General features: G+C 64.2%; 20 protein-coding genes and 3 pseudogenes. 9 read left to right on the forward strand and 14 right to left on the reverse strand.

The features are described 5' to 3' along the window. Positions 1 to 522: 522 nt before the first annotated feature. Entirely contained in the window at positions 523 to 726 is a 204-nt protein-coding gene (locus tag EJI01_RS24095; RefSeq protein ID WP_126839661.1) for a DUF2905 domain-containing protein, read from the reverse strand. A gap of 72 nt (positions 727 to 798) precedes the next feature. Between EJI01_RS24095 and EJI01_RS24100 the strand changes: the two genes are divergently transcribed. The 3 genes and pseudogenes from EJI01_RS24100 to EJI01_RS29445 form a co-directional block, all read left to right on the forward strand. Continuing rightward, positions 799 to 1,155: a hypothetical protein gene (locus tag EJI01_RS24100; RefSeq protein WP_126839662.1), complete on the forward strand. Its 357-nt coding sequence runs from the start codon at positions 799 to 801 to the stop codon at positions 1,153 to 1,155. Continuing rightward, a complete protein-coding gene (locus EJI01_RS24105) occupies positions 1,152 to 1,529 on the forward strand; it encodes a hypothetical protein (RefSeq protein WP_126839663.1) in 378 nt (125 codons plus the stop codon). The genes EJI01_RS24100 and EJI01_RS24105 overlap by 4 nt, the downstream gene beginning before the upstream one ends. Before the next feature lie 55 nt (positions 1,530 to 1,584). Then, positions 1,585 to 1,761, forward strand: a pseudogene (locus EJI01_RS29445) (TetR/AcrR family transcriptional regulator); the annotation flags it as partial. A gap of 156 nt (positions 1,762 to 1,917) precedes the next feature. Here the strand turns inward: EJI01_RS29445 and EJI01_RS24115 are convergent. The 5 genes from EJI01_RS24115 to EJI01_RS24140 all read right to left on the reverse strand — a co-directional run bounded on the left by EJI01_RS24115 (position 1,918) and on the right by EJI01_RS24140 (position 9,047). After that, positions 1,918 to 5,265: an AAA family ATPase gene (locus EJI01_RS24115; protein ID WP_126839664.1), complete on the reverse strand. Its 3,348-nt coding sequence runs from the start codon at positions 5,263 to 5,265 to the stop codon at positions 1,918 to 1,920. 792 nt (positions 5,266 to 6,057) lie between these two features. Next, positions 6,058 to 7,113 (reverse strand): IS630 family transposase, encoded by a 1,056-nt coding sequence (locus tag EJI01_RS24125; RefSeq protein WP_126839665.1) that lies wholly within the window; start codon positions 7,111 to 7,113, stop codon positions 6,058 to 6,060. A 33-nt stretch (positions 7,114 to 7,146) separates the two neighbouring features. Next, positions 7,147 to 7,299 carry a GNAT family N-acetyltransferase gene (locus EJI01_RS29720; protein ID WP_409513980.1) on the reverse strand — a complete coding sequence of 51 codons (153 nt, stop codon included), beginning with the start codon at positions 7,297 to 7,299 and terminating at the stop codon, positions 7,147 to 7,149. A 476-nt stretch (positions 7,300 to 7,775) separates the two neighbouring features. Next, positions 7,776 to 8,141, reverse strand: a complete 366-nt coding sequence (locus EJI01_RS24135) for a hypothetical protein (protein ID WP_126839666.1) — start codon at positions 8,139 to 8,141, stop codon at positions 7,776 to 7,778. 411 nt (positions 8,142 to 8,552) lie between these two features. Continuing rightward, positions 8,553 to 9,047, reverse strand: coding sequence for an amidase (locus tag EJI01_RS24140; protein ID WP_260602642.1), 495 nt, complete (start codon positions 9,045 to 9,047; stop codon positions 8,553 to 8,555). On the opposite strand from EJI01_RS24140, the pseudogene EJI01_RS24145 reads away from it, so the two are divergent. Then, positions 9,031 to 9,527: pseudogene (locus EJI01_RS24145) on the forward strand (TetR/AcrR family transcriptional regulator). The gene EJI01_RS24140 and the pseudogene EJI01_RS24145 sit on opposite strands and share 17 nt — an antisense overlap. 108 nt (positions 9,528 to 9,635) lie before the next feature. Here the strand turns inward: EJI01_RS24145 and EJI01_RS24150 are convergent. Beyond that, positions 9,636 to 9,833 (reverse strand): hypothetical protein, encoded by a 198-nt coding sequence (locus tag EJI01_RS24150; protein WP_126839667.1) that lies wholly within the window; start codon positions 9,831 to 9,833, stop codon positions 9,636 to 9,638. 282 nt (positions 9,834 to 10,115) lie between these two features. On the opposite strand from EJI01_RS24150, the gene EJI01_RS24155 reads away from it, so the two are divergent. Continuing rightward, positions 10,116 to 10,721 carry a hypothetical protein gene (locus EJI01_RS24155; RefSeq protein WP_126839668.1) on the forward strand — a complete coding sequence of 202 codons (606 nt, stop codon included), beginning with the start codon at positions 10,116 to 10,118 and terminating at the stop codon, positions 10,719 to 10,721. On the opposite strand, the gene EJI01_RS24160 is transcribed toward EJI01_RS24155, so the two are convergent. Together EJI01_RS24160 and EJI01_RS24165 are read right to left on the reverse strand one after the other, a co-directional pair. After that, complete coding sequence (locus EJI01_RS24160; RefSeq protein WP_126839669.1) at positions 10,718 to 11,608, reverse strand: DMT family transporter; 891 nt, start codon at positions 11,606 to 11,608, stop codon at positions 10,718 to 10,720. The genes EJI01_RS24155 and EJI01_RS24160 overlap by 4 nt on opposite strands. A 44-nt stretch (positions 11,609 to 11,652) precedes the next feature. After that, complete coding sequence (locus tag EJI01_RS24165) at positions 11,653 to 12,093, reverse strand: response regulator (protein WP_126839670.1); 441 nt, start codon at positions 12,091 to 12,093, stop codon at positions 11,653 to 11,655. A 214-nt stretch (positions 12,094 to 12,307) separates the two neighbouring features. Here EJI01_RS24165 and EJI01_RS24170 point away from each other — a divergent pair, with 214 nt between their 5' ends. Both EJI01_RS24170 and EJI01_RS24175 read left to right on the forward strand, forming a co-directional pair. Beyond that, the gene (locus tag EJI01_RS24170; protein WP_126839671.1) at positions 12,308 to 12,589 is read left to right on the forward strand and encodes a YlcI/YnfO family protein; all 282 of its coding nucleotides are present in this window, start codon (positions 12,308 to 12,310) and stop codon (positions 12,587 to 12,589) included. After that, complete coding sequence (locus EJI01_RS24175; protein ID WP_126839672.1) at positions 12,586 to 12,900, forward strand: type II toxin-antitoxin system RelE/ParE family toxin; 315 nt, start codon at positions 12,586 to 12,588, stop codon at positions 12,898 to 12,900. Before EJI01_RS24170 ends, EJI01_RS24175 begins: the two co-directional genes overlap by 4 nt. Positions 12,901 to 12,976: 76 nt before the next feature. On the opposite strand, the gene EJI01_RS24180 is transcribed toward EJI01_RS24175, so the two are convergent. Together EJI01_RS24180 and EJI01_RS24185 are read right to left on the reverse strand one after the other, a co-directional pair. Continuing rightward, the gene (locus tag EJI01_RS24180; protein WP_126839673.1) at positions 12,977 to 13,645 is read right to left on the reverse strand and encodes a hypothetical protein; all 669 of its coding nucleotides are present in this window, start codon (positions 13,643 to 13,645) and stop codon (positions 12,977 to 12,979) included. Between the two features lie 576 nt (positions 13,646 to 14,221). After that, positions 14,222 to 14,554 carry a diguanylate cyclase domain-containing protein gene (locus EJI01_RS24185; RefSeq protein ID WP_126839674.1) on the reverse strand — a complete coding sequence of 111 codons (333 nt, stop codon included), beginning with the start codon at positions 14,552 to 14,554 and terminating at the stop codon, positions 14,222 to 14,224. A gap of 265 nt (positions 14,555 to 14,819) precedes the next feature. Here EJI01_RS24185 and EJI01_RS24190 point away from each other — a divergent pair, with 265 nt between their 5' ends. Next, positions 14,820 to 17,603, forward strand: coding sequence for a PAS domain-containing protein (locus EJI01_RS24190; protein ID WP_126839675.1), 2,784 nt, complete (start codon positions 14,820 to 14,822; stop codon positions 17,601 to 17,603). After that, complete coding sequence (locus tag EJI01_RS24195) at positions 17,600 to 18,343, forward strand: EAL domain-containing protein (protein WP_185879043.1); 744 nt, start codon at positions 17,600 to 17,602, stop codon at positions 18,341 to 18,343. Before EJI01_RS24190 ends, EJI01_RS24195 begins: the two co-directional genes overlap by 4 nt. A 50-nt stretch (positions 18,344 to 18,393) precedes the next feature. Here the strand turns inward: EJI01_RS24195 and EJI01_RS24200 are convergent, their stop codons facing one another. The 3 genes and pseudogenes from EJI01_RS24200 to EJI01_RS24210 form a co-directional block, all read right to left on the reverse strand. After that, complete coding sequence (locus EJI01_RS24200) at positions 18,394 to 19,812, reverse strand: putative bifunctional diguanylate cyclase/phosphodiesterase (protein WP_185879038.1); 1,419 nt, start codon at positions 19,810 to 19,812, stop codon at positions 18,394 to 18,396. A 360-nt stretch (positions 19,813 to 20,172) separates the two neighbouring features. Continuing rightward, a pseudogene (locus tag EJI01_RS24205) lies at positions 20,173 to 21,630 on the reverse strand (diguanylate cyclase domain-containing protein). A gap of 101 nt (positions 21,631 to 21,731) precedes the next feature. After that, positions 21,732 to 24,878 carry a cellulose biosynthesis protein BcsC gene (locus tag EJI01_RS24210; RefSeq protein WP_260602648.1) on the reverse strand — a complete coding sequence of 1,049 codons (3,147 nt, stop codon included), beginning with the start codon at positions 24,876 to 24,878 and terminating at the stop codon, positions 21,732 to 21,734. Positions 24,879 to 24,920 lie beyond the last annotated feature (42 nt).

Consider the following 24,920-nt stretch of genomic DNA (forward strand, 5'->3'; position numbering starts at 1 on the left):
TGCGCGGAGCGATCATGCGAGCCACAACATCCGCCGGACTGCCAGCCCGCGATCGGCCTTCAGAGGGCGGACTGATGGCGCGCAATCACTGCCTGCAGTTCTTCGAGCAGACGCGGATCGTGCGTGGCGCGCGCCAGGAAGCGCTCGTCGCCATGGCGTTGGTACGGCGCCGTGCCAAACCCCGCACCGCGGCGGCGGCACGGCCCCAAATCTGGCTGACCGAGGAAACGCCGTATTCCCCATTGCGCGCTGCGGACGCTGGTCGACCAGAGAAGTCATCTGTTCCTCCCAGGAACGAGTGGCCGAGCATGGCGTTGGGTTGGGGGGCGGGCGTCCGAAGAGAACGCAGGTTTGCGCGTGCGCCACCGGCAGGCTCGCGGAGGGCTGCACGGTGTTAATGGCGAGCCGATCGCGGCTCAGCTCGGGCTCGCTCACACCGGTTACCGGCTATTTACGGTGGAGGATCCGAACGCGCGACAGCCCAGGTGATCTTCAGGGAGATCCTGCCTTGAGGGGTCGGGCCTACTTGCGCCACCACCACCAGAAGAGGACGCTCAGGACGATCGACACGATCAGCGAGGTCGCCAGCGGAAAATGGAAGCTGAAGCCTTCTCGCTCGATCGCGAAATCTCCCGGCAAGCGCCCCCAAGGCAGCCGTGAGAGCCAAGGCCAGGTAAGGCCTGCGACGACGAGGAGCACGCCCAGCGCAATGAGCAAGCGTTGCATGCGGAAATACTAGCGCCGGGCAGCGTTGAACGGTAGTGGCCCGGGCGGGCGAGTTGTCGGCAGGGCAATTGAATGCTGCTGCTGGGCCGATTGTTGAAGATCAACATTCAGGCAAGGACGGCCTTCGCTCGCCACCGTGAAGTTGGCGTCCTTCACCTCGAAGCCAGCGATAGCCCCGACGTCGCCCTGATCGGCGAAATCGCTCATACTGCCGGCATCCCATGCGAAGCATTTGAGGATGCAAGCCTAGCGAAGCGATTTCCGTTCCTGCGATCAACAAAGGCCATGCGCGGCGTCTTCGAGCCAGTCGATGCCGGCTTCATCAGCCCGCGCCGCCTCGTCCAGGCGCAGACGGTCGCAGCGCAGCGAGCCGGAGCTCGATCATCGACGAGCCGGCCCTGGGTATTTCAGAATGCGGCTTCGGTGTGACGATCAAGACGAAGTCGGGAAGCGTCGAGGCCGAGCGTGTTCTTGTTGCGACAGGCGGTCATACCGCGTCCCTGCTTGGTCGGTCGTTCGGATTCAAGGTGTTTGCGCGCACCGTGGCGATGTTCCGTCTCGACGAGGCGGAGGTTAGACGCCTAGCCGGCATGCCTCCAATGCGCTGTTTCGGCCCCAAGGGCATGGACCCATACATCCTGCCGCCGATTCCCTATCCCGACGGTCACACGTGGCTGAAGCTCGGGAGCGATCCGGTCGATGTGGAACTCGAAAACGAGGCCGACATCAAAGACTGGTTTCGATCTGGCGGCTCGACTCACGTGGCCGATGGTCTGCAAGCAAATCCTCGATCGCATTCGTGATTTGCGGTTCGAGGCACGCCGCGTCGTGCCCTGTATGACCACGTTCAGCGATTCCGACGTCATTGCACAGGTAATCGGCGCAATAGTGCTGTCACGAGCGTGTCCTGACGACTCACCACTCGCCGATGAAATTCTGGATGTCTGCCGCACTGCAGTCCTGTCGAGGCTTTCCTCGACGACTCTTGGTTCTTCCACTTCCCAGACAGCTAGTCCAGCTTCTTGCTCACGCTGAACACTCGGCACTTGATGCTGCATGCATGGATGAGCTGACACCGATGAGCTTTAAGTCGATGCGGAGGAGCTACGACCCGTGAACAGCAGAACAGGCGGCCTGCAACGAATGTGCGTGCGATACCAGCGCGGTCAGCCGCCGCAGCGGTCCAGCGCATCAGTTCCGCAATTCGTCGAGCAGCGCCTTGGATTCGACAAGGTCCGGTGTATCGAAGCCCTCGGTGAAGGCACCGTAGATGGGTGCAAGCAGGTCGGCGGCCTGCTGTCTTTCGCCGCGCTCGGCCAGCAGCCGCGCAAGGTCTCGCGCGGCACGCAGTTGCAGCATGAGTGCCTCTTGCTGATACGCAATCTCCAGTGCGCGCTTCAGCTCTGTCTCGGCGGCCTCGTGCGCGCCGCGATCGGCGCGCAGCAGCAACGCCGCCTGCGTACGATGCAGCTCGGCGGCGAAAGACAAGTCGCCACTATCGGCCAAGGCTGCGAAGGCCGCTGTGTTGTGCGCCCAGGCTTGTTCGTGTCGGCCGGCGCGGGAACAGGCGTCCGCCCCAATGATCTGATGCAATGGCCGCATCCATCCGATCCCTAGCTGGTCAAGCTCACCCAAGCCAGCCTCGATTTCCTCCATTCCGCGTGCAGCATCCTGTTGCGACAGGGCGCTGCCGAGATACGTCCGAGCAAGGGCATGCCAAAGTGGCAGCAACATCTCTTCGGCCAGGCGCAGCGCTTCGCGCGCGGCGCTTTCGACGCGCTCCGGCCGGCGCAGATGCATGTTGGTCACCGCGACGCCAAAGCACAAGACATACGCAGTCGTGTTGGCGTGGTTGAGCTCTCGGCTCCAACTCAGATTGTCCTGGATTGTCAGCGCAGCCTGATCGGGAAAGCCCAGGTGCCAAAGATTCCAGCCTTCCCAGGTTGCGGCCGCGGCGCGCGGGTCCTGGCCGAAGCGAAGGCCGAGATCGCGATGCGCCATCGGATCGTAGCTGTCGAGCACCTTGCGGGACAGCGCCAGCGCCTGCTTGAATCGACCCTCGAAGAAGCGCTCGACTGCGAGCATGCGCAGCCCGACGAGCTTCGGCCCGCTCTCGGCTTGCGCCGCGGCGAGTGCGGCGTAACGCTCGGCGCCCTGCGCAGTCCCACCGCTCACATAGCGGGCGATCCATTGGCCGTATAGCGCAGGGAGTTGCAAAGACACATCGCCGATCTCCTCGGCCAGCGCCAGTGCACGCTCGAACGCACGCAGCGTCGCCGGCGCGTTGTACCCCTGGTTCGCGATCAGCGCTTGCCCGATCTGCAGGTGAAGGCCTTGCTCGCGGCGCTTCCAGGGCAGCCCGTGGCCCATCGTGCGGCACAGGCGAAGGGCATTCTCCAGGCTGACGATCGCCTCCTTGTAGGCCGGCCGCCCCAGTGCCTGCGTGCCGGCCTGCGCCCAGTAGCCGATGGCTCGCTCCGTGAGGCCGGCCGCCTCGGCGTGCTGTGCCATGACCTCGGCTGCCGCGTCGCCCCGACTCTCCAGCACGTCGAGCAATCGCGCATGCAGCGTGATCCGTCTGGCCTTGAGCAGGCTCTCGTAGGCAGCATCGCGGACCAAGGCATGCTTGAAAAGATAGGTCGCCTCCGGCGGCGTGCCACGGCGAAAGATCAACTCGGCTTCCACCAGCTGATGCATTGCACTGGCGAGTTCGTCCGCGGGCTTGTCCGAAAGTGCGGCGATGGTTCGGTGGTCGAAGCTGCGGCCGATCACCGCGGCGGTTTGGGCCACCTCCTTCACCGGCTGCAGCCGATCGAGCCGCGCCATCAACGAGTCGTGCAGCGTGGTGGGGATGGCGAGCGCGCTGAGCGGACCGTCCAGGTGGTACGCATCCACGTCCTCTCGCAGCACCCCCGACTCGATGACCGCCTTGGTCATCTCCTCGACGAAAAGCGGAACGCCGTCTGTCTTGGCGGCAATCTCGTCGAGCAGGACCTCGGGAAGGCGCTTGCCACGCGCGATGCGGGTGACGATTGCCTGCGTTGCGGCGCGGCCGAGCCGGTTCAGCGCCAGCCGCGTCACCACCGGATGACTTCCGAAGGATGCGACGAACGTCGGGCGCGACGTGATTAGCGTGAGCACGCGAGTTCCCTGTACACGATCGAGCGCCAGCTCGATCATCTCCAGTGTCGTCGGGTCGATCCAGTGCGCGTCTTCAACGACCCAGAGCACAGGTTTGCGACTGGCCAGCCCAGTAAGTTGGTCGATGAGGGCAGCGAGTGTGCGATTGCGACGCTGCTGGGGGGTGAGTGTGCTCGCGCCGTAACGCGAGGTTGGATCGAGCCCCAACAACGCGGCCATCAGCGGCGCGACCACACTGACCTCATCGGTGGCCATGGCCAGCAGTCCCTCGAGTCGCTCCAGGCGCTGGTCGGCACTGTCGTCTTCGGTGAAGCCGGCCGCGTGAGTGAGCTGGTGGATTGTCGGATAGAGCGCGGAGTCCGCGTGGTACGGCGAACATTGGTAGCGCAGCAGAAAGTGCGGCTCGGCGAGCGCTGCTTCGATCACGGCTTCCGCGATTCGCGACTTGCCAACGCCGGCCTCGCCGCTGAGCAATACCACCTGGCCTTCGCCGGCCTTGGCCTGTCGCCAGCGCTCGACCAGCAAGGCGAGTTCCTGATCGCGGCCGACGATCGCTGTCACTTCGCCCTCGTGTCTCGCCGCGAACCGGCTCTCGAGCGTGCGCTCTCCGACCACCGCAAAGACGGCCGTCGGCTCGGAGATCCCCTTGAAGGTCTGCGCCCCGATATCGCGCAGCACGAACAGATCACCTGCGAGGTGGCGCGTTGAATCTGCGATGACTACCGTACCGGGCTCGGCAACTCCCTGCAGCCGGGCCGCGAAATTGGGTGTTTCGCCCACGACCGCGTGGCGCTGTCCCGATCCTTCGCCGATGAGATCGCCCACGACGACCATGCCGGTGGCGATGCCGATCCGCGTCTGCAGGTTCTTTGCGGCGGGCGTTATCAGCTGCGAAGCCGCGGCCGTGACGGCCAAGCCGGCGCGCACCGCACGCTCGGCGTCGTCTTCATGCGCTCGCGGCCAGCCGAAATAGGCGAGCACGCCGTCGCCGAGGAATTGCGCGATGTGGCCCTCGAAGCGAGAGATCTCCCCGGCCACCGTGTTTTGATACGTGCGGATCAGCTCGCGCATGTCTTCCGGATCGAGCTGGGTCGAGAGTGCGGTGGAGCCGACAAGGTCGACGAACATCACGGTGAGGTGGCGGCGCTCGGCGGCCGAGCCGGGGGCGTCTGCGACACGTCCGGGCGAGACGGCTCCAGGTGTCGCCGATTCAGGCGCACGGCCGAGGGCCGCAATGGCCTCCAGCAATCTCTTGCGATGACCGAGCGAGACGACGCCCAGCTCCTTGAGATCGTCGCCACTCAGTTGGTGAATCAGCGTGTCGTCGATGTCGTTGGACCGGAACAGCTCGGCATACTGGCCCAAACCGATCCCTCGCAGCCAGGTGGAGATGTCCAAGATCGTTCTCCCGGGGTTTGGTTGCCGGATGGCGGATCAGCCGTGTGTGAATGGGCGCTCGGGCCGCCAGGCCCAGGTGGCCCGGATCGTCGCAAGAGTGTGCGCCGATCGGCCGAAAACGCAATCGCCCGCCGAGTGCATCGGCGCGGTTTCGCGCTGCCGCGCCACACGGGCCGCGCGCTCGTGTGCCCGCACTGAACCCGATCATGAGATGACCGCGAGAACGCGTCATGGCCCAGTGCCCGCGGGATACCCCCGGAACCGGCGTGATGGCGCGCCAGGTAGCCCCGGAGAGGCAGCCGTCAAACCCGTCCTGCAGGACCGGCGAGGAAGAAGTATGTCGTTCGAATCGGCGCTCGACCTCGGCTCCCAGAAGAACCTTATAGCCTTATAGAGCGCGCTCGACTAACCGACGATGAGCGCGATGCATTGCGTGCTGCACTTGTTGATGCAGAGACAGTTCTCATCGTCGGCTACTACACGGCTGACAAGAACCCGGAACTCCTCTCTGGCGGAGGAAAGGTGTACGGGTTAATGCGTCATCCCCCGTTCCTTCGCCCTACTTGCAGCGATAGGCATCTGGCGGGCATAGCCCTTCGCTTTCTCACAGCCTTGGCTCTGCAGGCTCACTGGCTCGCGCTCAGGTCACGACGCTGCGCTCTCTACGAACTGGCAATGCCATAGACAGATAGTCCACCTGGCGCCCGTCCACACGGAAGCAGTCTCGAATGAGTCCGGTCTCCATAAACCCGGCTCGCTCATAAAGCCTGACGGCCGCCCCGTTGGACGCGACTACTGGACCGTAACAGTTGAAGTGGAAGTAATGCGACGCGAAGGATCGAAGTACTTCCACTTCACGGGCTTTGGCTGCTTGTTGTATTGACGGATGTAGCGCATGAGCTTTCGCTTGAGATCCGGCACGGAGGTGAAGACGCCGCGGGCAATGACGTCGCGCTCGATCTTGGCGAACCACAACTCGACCTGGTTGAGCCAGGACGAGTAGGTCGGAGTGAAGTGCATATGCACGTTGGGATGCTCGCCAAGGAACTGCTCGACCTGCTTGGTCTTGTGAGCCGACAGGTTGTCGGCGATCACATGGATTTCCTTGCCCTTGGGCTGGTTCGCCACGATGTCGATGAGGAAGGCAACGAACTCCGCCGATGTGTGACGAGCGGCCGTCTTGCCCAGCACCTCGCCGGTCTTGGTGTTGAAGGCCGCGTACAACGACAGCGTGCCGTGCCGGAAGTACTCGAAGCCGTGGCGCTCAGCGCGTCCGGGCGACAGCGGCAGCACCGGGTCCTTGCGGTCCAGGGCTTGGATCGCAGTCTTCTCGTCCACGCTGAACACCGCCGCGTGCTGCGGCGGGTTCAGGTACAGCCCGATCACATCGGCCGCCTTGGACTCGAAGTCCGGGTCGTTGGAGCTCAGATAGCCTTCGAGGCGATGGGACTTGATGGCGTGCTTGGCCCAGATGCGCGCCACCGTCATGTGCGAGATGGCGCCACCGAGTTCGGCGGCGAGCTTGCGCGAAGACCAGTGCGTCGAGCCGTCCGCGGGCTTGCGCTTGGTGGTCCACGCGAGCACGCGCGCCTCGACCCGATCAGTCACCTTGTAGCGCTCGCGCCCAGCGTGTCGTGCGAACAGCCCGGCCAGTCGATCCGCGGCAAATCGCTTGCTCCAGCGATCGATATAGCTGTCGCTGCAATCGAGCTTGACCCGAATCTCGGCCCAGGTCAGCCCTTCGGACAGCAGCAGGATCAGGCGCGCGTGTCGTGCCGAATCGGCCTGACCGTTCCTCGCACTGGCTTGCCGCTGAAGTTCCATGAGTTCGGTCTTGGTCAGCTTCATCGTGCCCTCCACAGGCACGATGATACTTCCCATTCAAACGTTACAGTCCACTATTTGCAGGTCGATCCACTCCAACTGCTGATCCGCTTTCGCCCATTCGATTGCGACGTCTAGTAGACGCTGTCCGATGCCCGAGCGTCGCCATTCGCGATGTACACCCATCCCCAGCAGGCACCGATGAACCATGTAGGGAGTCGGATGAGCCCTCAGGTCGACATGGCCGATAATCCTGTCCTCACCAGCCCAAGGTGACCCAAGCCCGGCGCCATCCTGGAGTAGGAGGAACTACATCTAAGGCTCGGCGGAAGCCAACTGCTCTCTCGCCTGCAAAGTGGCAGTCCAAGCGAGCAATGGGCTGAAACAGAGGCTGCCCTTCGGCTCCGTTGTCGGAAATGTGATCGTTCAAGTACTCCGCGTATTCTGAGAAGTCACGTGTTTGAAGATCAATGATGCGGGGGGTCATGGGGCGATTGTCTCGTGGACGACTTCTGATCCGAAGTCCGCTCCAGTCTAGACAGATGGGTGAAGAAGCCGCGCGAAGTTTCAAACTGTGTTGCGCAGCGGGTTCAAAGTGACCTGGTAGATCTGCTCCAAATCCTTGATGCGCACGCCTCGGGGTTGCGTCCTCGGCACCGATAGACAGCGACCCACGCCGCTTCAGGTTAGCCAGCGAGCGGGTCTTGTTCGGCGTACTCCCGGTCGAGCAGGGAGCCGGTCGCCTTGAACCAGCAGATCGAGTCGTGCGCGGCGACGACCGCCAGCTTGATCTGCTCGGACGCACCCGGGTCGGCCAAAGCCGCCCACTTGGCGCTATCGGCCGCCTGCTCGAGCTCGAATACGGCCTCGCGTTGGCCGGGGGCAGGGTCGCCTTCCATCGACGGCCGCGTTTTCGCAAACTTCCGCCGAAACTCCGCAACGACCGCCACGAGGACCGGGGATGCCATGCCGCCAGCCGCCAGAGCGGCTTCGGCCGCCGTCAATCGGCTGTCGAGTTGGAAGCAGACCTGTTTCGCAATCGTTGTCGCCATGATTGCTCTCCCCCTCAGGCCGGCCGCCCCTTATAAACACCCTACGGCCTTTCTGCGCGGTTCTCCCGCCGCCACGTGTTTCTCGGCCGGGCGCTGTGCCGGGAACGGTGTGTGCGCTTTGGCTGTAGGCCTATAAATTGTAGTCAGGCAGCTCGACCCCGCAAGGAGCAGGCCGCCGCGCTGCTGGTCTGCATCACTCCACCGTCGCCCAAGGCCAGGCCCGCGGAACGTAACGCCCGAAATCCAACGAGCGGCGAGTCCGGTCCAGAGCAGAGATAGCGCGATATTGCATGGTTGTTCTTGAAGAGTTCGTGGCCGATTGTGGATGGACTTTGTCTTGCAGCAAGAGCGCTGACGTGCTCTCTCCACGAGGGGCCAGTCAGAGCTTCGGGTGCAGGCGTCGCACCGTGCTCACGCTTTCGAGCAGTGACGCGACGTGCAGATGGTCGACTCGGCCAGCCAGCTGCCAACGAGCTGAACGTTGATGGGCATCCCTTCCTTGCTGGTGCCGAAGCGCATCGAGATGCCAGGCAGGCCGGTGACGTTGAGCGGAACGGTGGCGCCCTGCAGGTACGTGGCATCCACCTTCTGGCCATTGATGACGAACTCCGTGACACCGTGCTTGTGTGCCGGAATCGGAAGAACGTGCGTAAGCAGCACGTCGAAGTTCTTGAAGTACTCGGCGTAGCCATCGCGCAGGCGCTCCACCGCTTGCTCGGCGTCGATGTAGTCCTTCATCGACGTATCCGGCAGCCCAAGCATCGTCTTGGCCATTTTGTAGAGCTCGCCCGGGCTCCGGCCGGCAGTCGCTTCAGCAAACCCGGGCTTCATCTCCATCACGTGCAGGCGCTTGAAGACATCGAGAGCGAAGTCGCGTTCGAGCGCCGGGATGCGCACCGGTTCCACGTGGATGGCCGATGCCGTGGGCATCAAGCACGCTAGCCTGTACTACCACTTCGCGACGAAAGCCGACCTTGGTGCGGCGGTTGCCAAGCGCTATTGGGAAGACCCGCCGCGGTGCTCGACGCCATGCTGGTCGAGGTCGAGGACCCTGTTCGCGCCCTGCGCAACTACCCCAACATCTTTCGTAAATCGCTGGAGGACGACAACCGACTCTGCCTCGGTAGCTTTATGGGCGCGGAGTACGACGACCTACCAGCAACCGTGAAGACTGAGGTGCAGGCCTTTGCTGACGTCAACGTGGCGTGGCTGCGGAAAGTGCTGTCCGCTTCGGGCCTGGCTAAGAAGGCGAGCGAGCAACGAGCCAAGGCCATTTACGCCGCCATTGCCGGCGCACAGCTCATTGCGAGGAGCCGCTGCGATATTTCGCTTTTCGATGCTTTGATTGAGGGCTATCGAAGCGCCGGGTTGTTTCCAGTTCGCTGACACCGACGAGACAACACGTCGCTATCGGAATCGCAGTAGTACCTGTCGAGAGCGCCGCCAACGGATTGGGCGCACTGCACGGATTCGCATCCGAGCCTCCGCCCCTCCCTAAAACCCCGCAAACCTGGTGGTGTGATAGTCCGTCTGACCGCCTTGAGTCGCTTCCGATTCCTGCGCCTGCCCATTTGAAAACAACAAAGTTGCGGCGGCGATCGCTGCGAAGGCGATGAGCAGCCCAAAGCCAAACGTGTAGACAAGGGAGAGCGCGGCAAGGGCACCAACGAGAAGGAGCAGCGGCCTGAACATGTAGTCAGTTTGCCTTAACCGGGTCGGCGTGTCGCGTGACGAAATCGACGTAGCTCGGGAGAAAGTGAGTCCTCCGTGTGCTCATCAACTCGCGCAATGCTCATCTCCACCGATACCGGTCTCCAAGCTGACGCTGCTTGCCGGTGCTTATGCTCTATAACGTTCTGAATGTGAAGTAAGACACGTGGACCCCGCTCATCGAAGCCTGAAGGGCCCGTCCGATGTGTCATCCTCATCAGGAATACAGCCACGGAGAGCCTGGGAGTCGACCCCTGATGAATCTTGACCTTTAAGAAATTGCACCTCGCAGGCGCGGACCTGTCGGACTACCAACTGGGCGAGCCCATGTACGCCTTTGACCGGAGTCGTTTCCTTGGTACGGTTAAGCCGGTCGAAGTTAACTCCGACAAGTCGGAAGTTCGCGTCAGTCGCTTCTTGCCTGCGCCGTCTGTCGTAGCCGAGCACCGCCACCTTGGTCCACTCTTGCTCGTCGAGGCCACGATGTTCCTGGCCGAGCGCTTCCCGAGCATCCAGAACGTGCACTTCATGTTGTCACGGGAGATAGAGAACAGCGATGGCACGATGGTCGCTGCGGCACGAGTCGAACTGCTAAGAAGCATCGGTGCGACTGACGTTCACGCCCAACCGAAGCCGGACTCGAGCAAGCCTGGCAACTTCGTTGTCCATGGCCTCTGGTCGTACGCAGAGCACAACCTTGTTGCTCTCCGGTCAGCCCTGGCGATGCGGCGCGAGCTCTATCGCGAGCACCTGGCTCACGTCCCGATGGAAGAGCGTTCGGGACCATTGCGGCATCGCTTGAAGCAGTGGTGGCGCGCGATGACACACGAGGCTGGTAGCTCTCGGCGGGAAGCTCTGCCGAAGGGCTAGTAATCGGCAGGCGCTCTTGACCGCCTGAGCGACCAGCCGAGGTGCACCCCCGCCGCAGAGAGCAGGATGGCGGCCACGCCGAGGAGCTGCAACAAGTGCAGCCGGTGGTCGAAGGCCACGAAGTCGACCACGATTGCGACGACGGGGTACAGAAAGGACAGCGCACCCGCCATGTGCGTCGGCAGCTTCTGTATGGCGCCGTAGAGCAGCACGAACACCAGCCCGGTATAGACGACGCCCATGACTACGAAGCTTCCCCAGGCCCGGCCGTCTGTGGGCAGCGTCGACAAGTTGGCAAAGGGCGCGAGCAAGACGACGCCGACACATACTTGGGCCAGCGCAATCATGTGCGGTGGCGTGCCGGTGAGCTTCTTGGTGATGATGGCGGCCAGCGCATAGAAGAAGGCCGCGCCGAGGGCCAGCAGGATGCCGATGAGGTAGCCGGGGCCGGCGTAGTCTGCATCGGGCTTCGCCACGGTGATGAGGACCACGCCGGCGAACGCCAAGCCCAGCCACATCAGCTTGGTTGCGGTCAGCTTCTCCGAGAAGAAGAGCGCACCCAGCGCAACCAACATGAATGGCTGGGTGTTGTAGACCGCGGTGGCAATCGAGATGGACGCGCGCGAGAACGCGGCGAAGATGAGCACCCAGTTGAGCACGAGGGCCGCACCCCCGAGGGCCGCCCACCCGAAGAGGCGAAGCGAGAGCGGGCCGCGCAGCATGCCCTTGGCCGCGCACACAATCAGGAGCGTCGCCGCGCCAAAGGCGCAGCGCCAGAACAGCAGGTCGATGATGGGCTGGCCCGATTCGACGACGAACCAACCGATGGTTCCGGAAATCACCATGGCGGCGGTCATCTCGATGGCGCCGCGCTTCTTGTTCATCATGAAGCGCTGAGAGTGCCACAGATGCGGGTGGCAACACGAAAGTTCTACGGCTGAGCCAAGTCCCTCGCCTCAGACTGGTCGTCTGGGGAACGGACAGGCGCCAAGGGCACCTCATGCCGGGCAGCGTCAAGGCAGTATGCGAGGAAGGCCTCGAGCTCGGTGGACTTATCAAAGACTGCATCGGCGCCAACGTCCAGGCAGCGCCGCCGCATCTCGTCGGTCGCATAGTTGGTCAGCACGACGACGAGCTGGTCGGGCCGGCGCCCTCTGCCCGCCCTTAGGACCCCCAATCCGGAGCCTTCTGACAGGAACACGTCGACGACCGCCAGTTGCCACTCGTCGGCATGCTCCTTTAGCCAAGCAACTGCCTCGCGCTTGGACCCCGCAACCCCGACCACCTGGGCGTTGGCCATGTCTTCCATGGCCGGAATCAGGTTCTTCCGGATGGTGAGGCTGTCTTCGACGAGGAAAGTGGCGAGGGGCACGGGCGGACTATACGGATCGTGAGGCCACCGAACACGCTGAAGCCCGTGATGAGCCGCCTACGCCCTCAACACGGGTGCCATTGGGCTGAGAAGCGGCGCTTCAACTGGGATTGGAATTCGGTCGGCAGAAAACTCCGCCGCCAGATGAACTCCTTCGAGAACTTGGGGCTTCCTGAAGGCCTGCGCATGTATCGCAAATGAAATACAATGAGCCATGAAAACCGCGACCATCCCCTCGGTTCGAGTCGAACCTGAGCTGCGCGAAGAAGTCGAGCAACTGCTCGGTGAAGGCGAGTCGCTGTCGGAGTTTGTGGAAGCGGCTGTTCGTAGCGCCGTTCATCAACGACAAAACCAAGCCGAATTCATCGCCCGCGGCCTTCGCTCCCTGGAACGCGCCCGGCAGACCGGCGGCTACGTCGAAGCGGATGAGGTACTACGAAAACTCGAGGGCAAGCTTCTGGCCGCCAGGGCGCGCAAGTCGGCCGCGCATTCGTGACGTTTCGCGTCCAGTTCTCCGAGGAGGCCACGGAAGACCTCGAGCGGCTGTTCGACTTCATCGTCGAGCGGGAGTTGGCGCGCGATGGTGACCTTGACGTTGCACAACAAGCGCTGGATGCGATTCGACAGGGAATCGAAACACTGAAGTGGACTCCGTTCACCTGCAGGAAGGTCGGGGCAAGCCCCTTTCTGCGAGAGCTGGTCATCTCATATGGCAACGCGGGCTACGTCGCGTTGTTCGAAATCCTGGATGACCGCACGGTTGTTGTTGCAGCAGTCCGCCATCAGCGCGAAGACGACTATCACTAACAGAGACACTTGCCGCATGCGAGCGCAGCTTTGGGAAAGCGCGGATTCGTCGACTCTTTGAAGCCTCAGGCCGGGTTCAGCCGCCGTACGGTGGCAGCGAGTCCCGTACGACGACGTACTTGTCGCCTGAGAAGCGCAGGTATCCCTTGGCGACAAGGTGCCCGAGGAAGCGAAGCACTTCCGAAATGATGCCAGTCATCGACTCGCCAGGGCTTGCATCGAACCGCGCCCAGGTCCAGCCGTTCACTGCAGCTGCGGAGAAGCCGTAGTCGCGCCTTCGCGCGTCCCTGAGAGTACCGAGAACGAATTCTTGGAAGAGGGCACCCTGCCAAAGGGGCGCTGGTGCATTGACGGCCGGCCGTGAGTTGGGCTTCACGGTTGTGAACAGGTCGGGCCAGGCGTCCGGCGGCGCGCCCAGCGCGGCCTGGAGCTCGGCGAGCTTCTGCTCGGGCGTCAACGCACGGTGGCGCTCGTGCTCCTTGCGGATGGCCAGGCGCTCTGCGTCCAGCATGCTGAGGTCGGTGCTCGTGCGCATATAGACCGGCGGTCCGGCGCCCCTGAACGGCGCAGGCGCTGGTGCAGGCGGGGGTCGCAACGCGTGGAGTTCGGCCATGAGCTGTCGCTCGAGGGCTGCCGCCTCCGGATGATGGAGCCACTCTCGACTCGCGGGGTCGTCGCAGACTTCCTTGGCCAGCTCCTCCAGGGTGAGGGCCTTGCCGAGAAGAGGGCGCAGGTTGACCTCCACTGCGGGAATGTTCGCTGGCGATACGCGGCGCGCTTCTGCTCATTCGTCTTGGTGGTGATTCGGAACTCGACGATGCCCGGCGAGCCGTCCGCACGGATGCCGTAGACGTCGGCGCGATGACCTGCGACGGACCGCTCCAGCTGAACGGCCTCGAAGTCCCATCGAGCCAGTGGCTGGCGAAAAGTCCCCTGCCGGGGCCTGCCAAACCGCGGCTCATCCGTTGCGGTCACGACAATCTCTGGCACCTCGATGCGCCGATGGCTCCGAAGAACTTGTTTTGCGGCCAGGAGAAGGGCGGCCGTCTGCCCGTTCTTGCAGCGTTGTTGCCTACGTGGCTGAAGTGATGGACGAGGATGTCACCCTGCCTTGCCATCAAGGGCAGCCTGCACCCGGGGCACACGCAGTTGCAGGCCAAGCCTCGCTCGGCCGTGAACGGGTCGATGAGCGAACCGTCGGGGCGAAGTCCGAAGGGGATGTGTTGGCCGACGCTCATGGCCGAACTCTATTCGGCCCGAATGGGCTATGCGGTCGGACTTCAGTGCTGCGCGATGCCTTCCCGTTCGGCGTGCTCCGTCGTCAGCGCGATACAGCAGGTTGGTCATCGCATCGCCCTGACAGAACGTCAAAACGATGCTCGTGGTGTTGATCGTTCATTGTTTGATGACCAACGGCGCGCGCATGACCTCGACGATCTTTGTGGCGCTGTTGGCTGTCGCCTCGGCGCTGGGCAAGCGCCTCCGTGATCACCGTGAACTCGTCGCCGCCCAGATGCGCGCTAATGCCACTTGGACGCAGGGCCTGCGACAGCCAGTCCGTGAAAGCTCGCAGAAGCTGGTCCCCCGCGTTGTGCCCGAACCGCAGTTTCGAGATCCACCCAATCGCCCGGCCGGGAGTTGCCCGGCCCTGCACTGAATACGTTAGTGATCAACGGCGAATCGATGGACGCAGCGAAGCATGCCCTACGCATCAACGGTGCAATTGAGCGGCTGCCGCCGCCGGGCCCCGCCACTGCGTCGCAGAGAACGCAACTTCAATCACGCAAGCACGATTTCCGGTTGCTCGGATATGGGTGCCGGACCCGACTTTGTTGGGTATGCTCCGGCGAGGCGTCGATCCGACATTGGCCACGAGAACAGAGCGACGCTTTCAGCTCTGCTGTTCTTGAATTCACACGATGCGCTTCCGAGTTCTTCGCCTTCCTCGCCTTGGCCTGCGCGCCCGGTTGTCCCTGGGCGTGGTCGCGATCGCGCTCCTGACGACGCTGGGGGTCACTACCGCCGCGCTCTACTTCGTCAAGCGCAACATGCAGTCGTCCATCGCGAACGAGGAGTTCGAACGGATCTCCGCAATCGCCGACGCAGTCGACCAGAAATTCTTGAGCCGCCGTACGCTGCTCAAGACCTTCCGCGACAGCATCGAAGCGCACCACATTGCCGACGCCACATTGCTGCAGGACTTCGTCATGCGGCACAGGTCGCTGAAGGAGGCTTTCGCCAACGTCGCCATTGTCGACATGAAGGGAGAACTGGTCGCCAACCTCAACGGCGCGGACAAGATCGGCAAGGTCAATATCAAGGACCGCGAGTACTTCCGGCAGACGGTTGCCAACAAGGCGGGGGGCATCTCGCAGCCCTACCGCAACCGCGTCAACGGCATGGCGCAGATCGCCATCACCGAGCCTGTGCTCGACCGGCAGGGCGAGGTGGTCTATGTCATCTCCGGCGCCATCAACCTCAGCGAGCACAACTTCCTCGGCGAACTTGCCAACATCAAGTTCGGCCAGAGCGGATACATGTTCATTGTCAACACGGATGGCATCGTCGTCGACCACCCCGACAAGTCCCGGATCCTGCAGCGCGCCGACGCCGCGAACGGGCGCCCCGCGATGGAGCGAGCCCTGGCCGGATTCGAGGGCGCGATGGAGGCGACGGATCGCGGCGGCCTGCGCGGGCTCTACGCTTTCAAGCGTCTCGGCCAGACCAACTGGGTGCTCGGATGCATCTACCCGCGGGACGAGGCCTTTGCCCAGCTGGAGGACATCGAGCGCTACACATGGGCCGGCGCCTTGCTCCTCGCGGTGCTGGTGGGCGGGTTCGCCTTCGCGGTCATGCGCTCGCAGCTCGCGCCCTTGTCGCGACTGCACGAGCACATGAAGGTCTCGCGCACCGACTCGAGCTACGTACCCATGGAGCAGCTGCCGCCGGGGGACGAGATCGGCGATCTTTCGCGCACCTTCGATGCGCTGATGCTTGAGCGCCAGACCTCGCAGGAGCGGCTGCAGTCGAGCGAAAGATTCCTGCGCGACGTGACCGACAACCTGCCGGCCGTGGTCGGCTACTTCGATCGCGACCAGCGCTGCCTTTTCGGCAACAAGGCCGGTCTCAGCATGCGCGGCAAGACGCCTGCCGACATCGGCCGCATGACGATGAAGGAATCGCTGCCCAATGCGGTCTACCAGCAACTCGTTCCAGAGATTGCCAAGGTATTGACGGGCACGGCGACACGCTACGTCGGTACCTACGACCGCGGCGGCAAGGAAGGCTTCTTCGAGTGCCATCTGATACCCGATATCCGCGATGGCGGCGAGACAGTCGGCTACTACGTGATGACTTTCGACATCACGCGCCAGAAGGTGGCTGAGCGTGAGCGGGCCGCGGGCGAGGCCCGCCTTCGCACCATCACGGACAACCTGCCGGCACTGGTATCGCACGTGGACGCGTCATTGCATTTCACATTCGTCAACGCGCAGTTGCGCGCGCTGTTCGACAACATCGACCTGGTGGGCAAGTTCTTGCCGGACGTGCGCGGTATCGAAGACTTCAGGATGGTCGAGCCCTATGTGCGCCGCGTGCTCGCCGGCGAGGCAGTGACATTCGAGAAGAAAGGGGACCCCGCACGTGGGGTCGGTCAGAAGTGGTTCCAGTCCCACTACATTCCCGATCGCGATCCGCAAGGCGTCGTGCAGGGCTACTATGCGATGACCTTCGACGTGACCGAGCGCAAGAAGGCCGAGATCCGCAGCGCCGAGAGCGAGCAGCGCCTGCGCGGCCTGACCGACAACGTGCCGGCGCTTATGACCGAGCTGGACCTCGACGAGCGGGTGGTTTTCTGTAACGGCCGCTACCAGACCTGGCTCGGCATACCGCCGTCATCCATGATGAACCGGCCGATCCGGGAGGCCGTCGGCGACGCCCACTACGAGATGCGCAAGCCGCTGCTGGCGCGGGCCTTTGCCGGAGAGGAGGTGTCCTTCGAACAGACGGCCAAGCTGCTGATCGGCGAGCGAACCCTGCAGACGACCTACCTGCCCCAGCGGAATGCAGAGGGCGAGGTCGTCGGCTTGTACATCCTTGCGAACGATGTCAGCGACCTGAAGCAGAAGCAGATGCAGCTGGACACCCTCGCGCGTGAAGACGCGCTCACTGGCCTGCCGAACCGCCGGTCCTTCGAAGAGCACGTGCGCGAGGCGATGGCAAGGTCCCGGCGGTCTCGCACTCCGATCTGTCTCATGTTCCTAGACATCGACTACTTCAAGTCGATCAACGATTCGCTGGGCCATGCAGCGGGCGACGCGGTGCTCAAGGAGTTCGGCCGCCGGCTCAAGGAGAGCGTGCGCGAGACGGATATGGCGGCGCGCTTTGCCGGCGACGAGTTCGTGATCCTGCTCGAGGGGGTTGCCCATGCCGATGAAGCCCGTCTGGTTGCCGGCAAGGTTGTGGCTGCCATGCGTCCGACGTTTGTTCTTCCCAGTCGCACGTTGCAGGTAACGACCAGCATCGGGGTCGCGCTCTCGGAAGAGGGTGAAGATTTTCCGACGTTGTTGGCATGCGCCGACTCGGCGCTGTATGCCGCCAAGAAAGAGGGAAGAAATCGGTTCATGATGGCCGCGCCCAGATCCGAAACTTCGGAAACCCGCCACGGTTCGTCCTTGCCACTGCGAGAGTCCTTGGTCCAGTGAATTCCAAGAACGTCATCGACGCCGCCATCCCCGGCATCGGCCCCGAATTCACGATCGCCTTCCAGCCGATCGTCGACCTCGAGCGGCGGGAAGTTTTCGCGCACGAGGCGCTCGTTCGAGGCGTTCGCGGGGAGGGGGCCTTCGAGGTGCTCGGCAGGGTGGAGGCGCGTCATCGCTTTGCCTTCCACGAGGCGTGCCGCGTGAGGTCGATCGAGATGGCATCGATGCTCGGCATGCAATCCAGGCTCAGCCTCAATGTCATGCCCAACGACATTGCACGACCGGCGGAATGTTTCCGCACCGCCATTCGCACGGCCGAGCGGGTGGGCTTTCCCGTCGATCGCCTGATGTTCGAGATCACCGAGGGCGAGCCGTTCAAGGACCTGCCCGAACTGGCCGCAACGTTCCGGACTTTCGAGCGCTTCGGGTTCACCTCGGCCATCGACGACTTCGGTGCTGCCTATGCGGGGTTCGAACTGCTGGCCGCCTTTCAGCCGGACATCGTCAAGATCGATATGAGCTTCGTTCGGGACATCCACCTCAGCGCCGTGCAGTTCACGATCGTGAAGGGGTTCGTCGCGACATGCGACGAGCTTCAGATCAAGGTGATTGCAGAAGGTGTCGAGAGCCGGGATGAATTGGACGCGCTGCGCAGGCTTGGCGTAAGGCTGTTCCAGGGCTACCTGTTTGCACGTCCTGGCATTGCCATGCTGCCGGACATTGCCTGGAGCGCGGCCTGAGGTCACACGTCGTCTCGGCGAGGCTGATCCTCAGCCCTTGAGCTCGCCCTTCACCCCAGCTGCTCAACCGTGGCCGTCCTGCCCCAGGGGGGCGAGCGCTCGAAATCGGCGATCCAATCCGGGATCTGATCGGCCGGCAAAGGCTTGGCGATGCCGTAGCCTTGGCCCAGCGTGCAGCCCAGCGCCATGAGCGCATCGCCGTGGGCCACGGACTCCACACCCTCGGCAATGGCCTTGCGGCCCAAGCCACGTGCCATCACCAGAATGCCTTCGACGATGGCTCGATCTTCTGCATCCTCGAGCATGCCGCGCACAAAGGACTGGTCCAGTTTGAGTGTCGCTACGGGGAGCTGACGCAAGTAGGTGAGGGACGAGTAGCCGGTGCCGAAGTCGTCCATAGTGATCGGCACGCCCAGTTCGTTGCAGTCGCCGATGAAATCGGCGACGGCGCCGAAGTCCTTGATCGCAGTGGTTTCCAGGATTTCCAGTTCCAGCACGCCGGCATGCAACTGCGGAAAGCACTTGAGGTGCAACGCCAATCGTTCGATGAAATCGGGGCGCAGCAGATGGCGCGGGCTGATGTTGACGCTGACTGAGGTCTTGACGCCAAGGGCGAACCACTGAGCAGCCTGGCGAACCGCCTCGCCGATGGCCCAGTCCCCGATCTGTTCCACCAGTTCGTGGTCCTCGATCAAGGGCACGAACGCGGCCGGCTGCAGCAGGCCGCGTTCGGGATGCTGCCAGCGAATCAGCGCCTCGAAGCCAATGACCACGCCGCGCTGCATGTCCACCTTGGGCTGATAGGCCAGGATGAACTCGTTTCGCACCAGCCCTTCCTTGATGCGCTGCCGAAACAGTTGCTCCTGCTGCTCCTCCAGAGCCTGCGCCGCATCGAAGAAGTGCACCTGGCTGCCGCCGGCGCGCTTGGCAAAGAAAACCGCGCGCTGGGCGTGCTGCAGCATCACCTCCGTCGGCTGCTCGCCATGCGCCATGAGCGCCACGCCCGCGCTGACGCGCAAGCGCGCCGATCGATCCTGCAGCCGGTAGGGGTGGGCCAGGCGTGCCAGGAGCTGCTGCAGCAAAGCTTCGCACTGCTGCCGGGTGGTGAAGGAAAGCAGGAGCGCGAACTCGTCGCCGCCGACCCGCGCCGCCACGGCGTCGGGCGGCAGCGCCGTCCTGAGGCGCCGGGCCACCTCGCGCAGCACCGCGTCGCCTCCCGAGGGACCGAACTTGTCGTTGACGTCCCGAAAGCGGTCGATGTCCAGATAGACGACCGCCAGCAGGCGGTCGGAGTCGCCATCATGTGCATGGGGCGTCTGGCCCAGTTCCTCGATCGAAGGAATGCGGTTCGGGAGCCGGGTGAGAGCGTCGTGACGCGACAGCATGTCGAGCCGCTCACCGCGCACGCCCCGCGCCGCCAGCCCGAAGGTCCACAGGATGCAACGATCGTCCATGCGCTCGCCGCGCATGTCCACCAGGATGCTGCGACCGTGGTGGGCGCGCAGCGCGACGCGAAGGACGTCGATGGCGCCACGCGCCGGAACCTCCATGTCCTCGGAAGAAACAACGTCGGAATCGGGCTTCGACTCCGACCGGATCGGGAGCAAGTCGCCAAACGGCATATCGGCCAGTGCGCCGAGCGGGTAGCCGAGCAGGTTGTGCGCATCCTCATTGGCCCAGAGGATCTGTCCATCGCAAGTCTTGAGATGGCCGGCAAGGGTGCGACTGGGCATGACGGTGGTTGTTGGAAGCGCAAACGAGGCAAAGGCCTCGGGACATTCAGTTGCAGCCGCTATTGTTCCCCGAAAAACGAGGCACTCCTCGCTTCATCATCTCTGGCGGCGCTCGCCGTCGTGCTCTCGGTAGTAGCTCGCCTTGTCCTCGTACATGGCCTTGTCCGCGCGCTGCAGCGCGCCATCCAGCTGCTCGCCCGCCTCGCAGGTCGCCAGGCCGATCGCGAGCTTCAGCACGTGCCCGCTTTGACCGGCGTAGAACTGGTTGTTGAGCTCGAGCATCGACACGATGCGATCGCGCATCGCCTCTGCGCCGCGCTGGTCGGTCTTCGGCAGCACGACGGCGAACTCGTCCCCGCCGATGCGCGCCGGCCAGCCGGGCTCGTCAACCGCCTTGCTCAGCACCTCGCCCACGCGGCGCAGCAGCGCATCGCCGGCGGCATGGCCTTCCTCGTCGTTGACAGGCTTCAAGCCGTTCAGGTCGATCGCCAGCACCGAGACCGGCCATGGGCCCTTGCGCGAAAGCCGGTTGAGCTCTTCCGTGTAATAGGCGCGGTTGCGCAGCTGTCAACACGTCGTGCTTGCCCAGGTATTCCAGGTAGGCCTCCGCCTTCTTCCTCGCTGTGATGTCGACCAGCGAAACCAGCACGAGGTCCCAGGTCGCGACCCGGTCTTCCAGCACGGCGAACTGCATGCGGATGTTGACCAGGTCGCCCGCGAGCGAGTAGTTGACGACCTCCCGCTGCTGCTGGGTCTTGCCGTCCCACAAGTCCTGCAGTTGCTCGGCGAAGGAGTCGTGCATCTCGTCGCGAAAGATGTGCGGGATGTTCTCCAGCAGCGTGGCCTTGTCGGTCGCGCCGAACATGCGCAAGGTTTCGCGGTTGACATCGATGACACGGATTTCGCGCATGCAGCGCGTCACGAACTCCGGATGCACCTTGATGAAGGTCGCGAAATCGCTGATGCCTCGCGCGCGTATGTCGTCGAGCAAGGCCTTGACGGCACTGAAATCTTCCACCCACAGCGACACCGGCGAATGGTCGAACAGGTCGCGTGCATAGGGCTCGCTCTCCTGGCGCAGCCGTTCGGCGCGCACGCGTTGGTGACGTCGTCCAATGAGACCAGCACCCGATCCCAGGACTCTTCATGCCCGGGCAGCACCCGAACGCGCACGTGCACATTGAGCCTGCGACCGTCCAGCGCGTAGTTGACCGTCTGGTTGTCGAAGCAGAGATTCTCGCGCCAGAGTTGGTCCAGCTCATGGATCACGGAGGCCGCCATGTCGTCACGAAAGACGCTGTCGAGCCGCGACAGCAGCTCGGCCTGGCTGGGGGCTGCGAGCATCGTGAGCGTGCTCTGGTTGACGCTCAGTACCCGCAACTGCGCCATGCATTCGCGCACGCGCTGCGGCTCGGCATTCAGATGGTCCACCAAATCGACGACACCGTCGCGACGCCACGCTTCGAACAGCCGTTTGAGTCCGCTGTAGTCTTCAAGCCGCAGCGACATGGGCGCGAAATCGAACATCGACTCGAAATCGGTGGAAGACGACATGGGCTCTTCTCCTTCGCATGGGAACTCGCGCCGCAATCATGCACGCGCTAGGCCGCGCCGTCTCTCGCAAAGCCGCCCAAGACGCGCTTCTTCGCTCAGACCTATAGCAGCGGCGTGTACGGCGAGCTGAAGGGCTTGAGCGTCATGCCGCCGGTCGGGACGTTCTGGAATCCGGAATTGCCGAACACGTAGCGCAAGTAAGCGTTGCCGGTGATCTGCCGATAGTCGCGCGCGTTGTTGAAACCCAGCGCGCCGCCCAGATAGAGCTGCGGCGCGACCTGATATTCGACGATCGCCGCGAAGCTGTACGCGACGCCCGTGCGTTGTGTGCCCGGAGCGGCAAATGCCGCCATGCCGGTCGCGAAAGGTGAAGGAAAGGGATCTTCCCTGAAGGACTGCACGCCGATCGATGCGTTCAGTCGCCACGCCATCCGGCCGTCGCGTCCGCTCCAATCGAGTGGCAGGGTCAGGCTGGCATAACTCTGCGGACTGAAGTAGCCGCCCTGCCCATAGGTGAACTGGCTGAGGTTCTTGTCGTAGGAGAGGAGGTCTAGGTTCATCCCCACGGTGAGCGAAGAGCTCGCGCTGCGCGACACGGGCAGGTACACGCCGCCGCCGAGTTCGTAGCGGCTGTTGGTCGTCACGTTCTTGCCGGTGATCGAATGGGCCGAGCCGTAGCCGTAGATGCCGTACCTCCCGAAATCGCGACCGAGATCGAGGCGAGCGCCGGTGGCGATCACGCCGCCCCACTGAACCCCCGTGCGCGGATCGCGCGTGCCGGCAAACGACAGCAGGCTGTCGGTCACGGGGCGGCGCGACAGATCCGCCTTCAACGAGACGTTGTCGGCGAACTGGCCTCTGTAGGTGAGATTGCCGATGACGTTCGTTTCGGCGAAGCCCAGGGGCGTGGTGCCGATGCTGGCCTCGAGGTTCTTTCTCTCATAGCCCACGCTGAGGCCGACTCCGCGCGCATTCTGCGCGCCCGGGGCCTCGACGGCGCCGACCGACTGCAGCTGCGCGGCCTGGGCGCCACCGCCGAAGCGGCTGGCGGTCGTGACATCGGCGGCAAGCGTGCCGGCATCGAGGACGGTCGGCGTCGCGCCCAGGACGAGCCGGCCCTCGCCCACGGGAATGCGCGCCTCGATGGGTATTTGCCTGTCCGACAATCGCCCGAGCCCTGGCTCGCCGTCGCGGCGGCGATCCACGCCGCCCGCAGTGAGCGTGGCGCTGCGATCAGCCACGTCGCCGCCAACCGCCAGCTGGGTACCAGCCTGCCGCGCGTCGTAGCCGGCGCGCAAAGCGTCGAAATCCTTGCGCTGTGCGCTCGTCATGTCGGCCATTTGCAGCTGCTCCAGCACCGCCGCCAGCTCGGTGTCCTGATTCGCCTTGAACAGGAGCGAGGCATGCAGCAATCGGTCGGCGACCGATGGTGACTCGCCGTTCGAAACCAGTTGGCGGCTCAGGCTCAACGCGCGTGTCGTTTCGCCTGCATCGCCGTAGGCGAGCGCGAGCGGGCCGATGGTCTCGCGCGGGACGTCGGCGCCGAGCGTTGACTCCGTCCGTGCCAGCAGGTCGCGTGCGGCGTCGGCTTGTCCCTGGCGCGCCAACTCCCGCGCCCGCTGCGCCTGATCCAGCGCCCACAGGCGGCGCTGCAGTTGCATCATGGCCGGCGTGCGCGATGCGGCAGGCAGGCGTTCGAGGTACTGCAGTGCCGCCGCCGGATCCCCGGCATCCGCCGCCAGCAACGCGCGCGTGTGGAGGTCATCGCGGGTGTCGCGCTGCGAGGCTGGCAAGCCGTCCATCATCTGGCGCACCTGCGCCTCCAGCCCTTGGCGGCGGTAGAGGAGGGCAAGGTCATGCCGGATCCAGGCACTGCTCGGGTCGGCCACCAGGGCCTCCTCGAGCGTGCGCTGGGCATCGGCGAGATGGCCGGCCTCCTCCTGTCGCCTGGCCTGCGCGCGCGCCTGGTCGATGCGAATGCTTTGCAGGATGGCGAACTGGTCGGCCTCTCGTGGTCCGAGCCGGCGCGACAGCGCCAGCGCATCGTTCACGCGGCCCTGCCGCGCGTAGGTGGTGATGAGGCCACGCAGCGCCTGCGCGTCACCGGGCTTCCTCTCCAGCACGCGCGCATAACCCTGCTCGGCCGCCGCCAGATCGCCGGCTTCCAGCTGCAGGTCCGCCAGTGCGGTCCTGCCCGCGCTCTCTCTCGAATCGAGTTGCACGGCACGCTCCAACAGACTGCGTGCGGCGCTCGGATCGTTTCGGCCGCGTGCCGCGCTGGCCTGCCCGAAGAGGTTCCAATAGGTGGCGCTTCGAAGCGCGGAAGCCCACTTCCTGGCACCGGCCTTCGAAGCCTGTTCCAGTAGCTCCTGGGCTTGCGCGAAGCGCTCCTGGCGCAGGCGTACAAGCCCGAGCCCGCCCAACGCATCAGGGTTGCCTGGCCGCAGTCGCAGCGCCTCCCGGAACCGCCGCTCCGCAGTCGAAAGCTCACCCCGCTCGAGGGCCGCGAAGCCCGGCCGCAGAGGATCGGTAGCCCCAGGCTCGGCGACTTGTGGACGTGCATCGTTCAAGTCCTGCAGGCGTTGGGCCACCGCCGGATCGGACTGTGTCGCGAGGTAGTCTCGGTAGAGCGCCGCATCGGTGGCGCGCGCGTCGAGCCAGAGCAGTGCCTGGCGCCAGCTGGCGCGCGCCGCAGGAGCGGTGGCAGGTAGCGTCGAAAGATCGACCAGGCTGCGGATGCCCTCGCGCCGTGTCGGCTCCCGGTACGTGTTCAGTTGCGCCAACGCGAGCTTGTAGTCGAGATTCTCCGGCTTGTCCCGCACGAGTTGTTCGAGACCCCTGCGGCCTTCGTCCCAACCTCCCGCACTGGCGCCGAGCAACTGGTAGTACTCGAGCGCGAGCGGCTCGGGCGGCGGCCGGTTGTTGAAGATCGTGCGGTACATCTGCACGGCCTCCGCCGTGCGCCCGGCGCGTGCGGCCGACCGCGCGAGTTGCAGGTCGGTGGCCCGTGCGCCGGGCTGCGGGTTGCGCGCTTCGAACCGGGTGGCCCTATCGTCGCCGGGGTGCGCAGCGCGCAGGCGCGCGATCCAGCCGCGCGCCGCTTCGGTATTGCCTCGTGCCAGCTCGACCTGCGACATGCCGTACAGGGCATCGGCAGACCGGGGATCTGCACTGAGCAGCTTGCGCCAGCTGGCCTCGGCGAGTTCGAGGCGGCCGAGGCTTTGCCAGTAGATGCCCTGTTCGGTCAACGCGGTTCGCGCATCGCCCTGGGCCGTGGCCGGCCCTGCCGC

It is taken from the genome of Variovorax sp. MHTC-1, from assembly GCF_003984645.1.
Lineage (GTDB): Bacteria > Pseudomonadota > Gammaproteobacteria > Burkholderiales > Burkholderiaceae_C > Variovorax.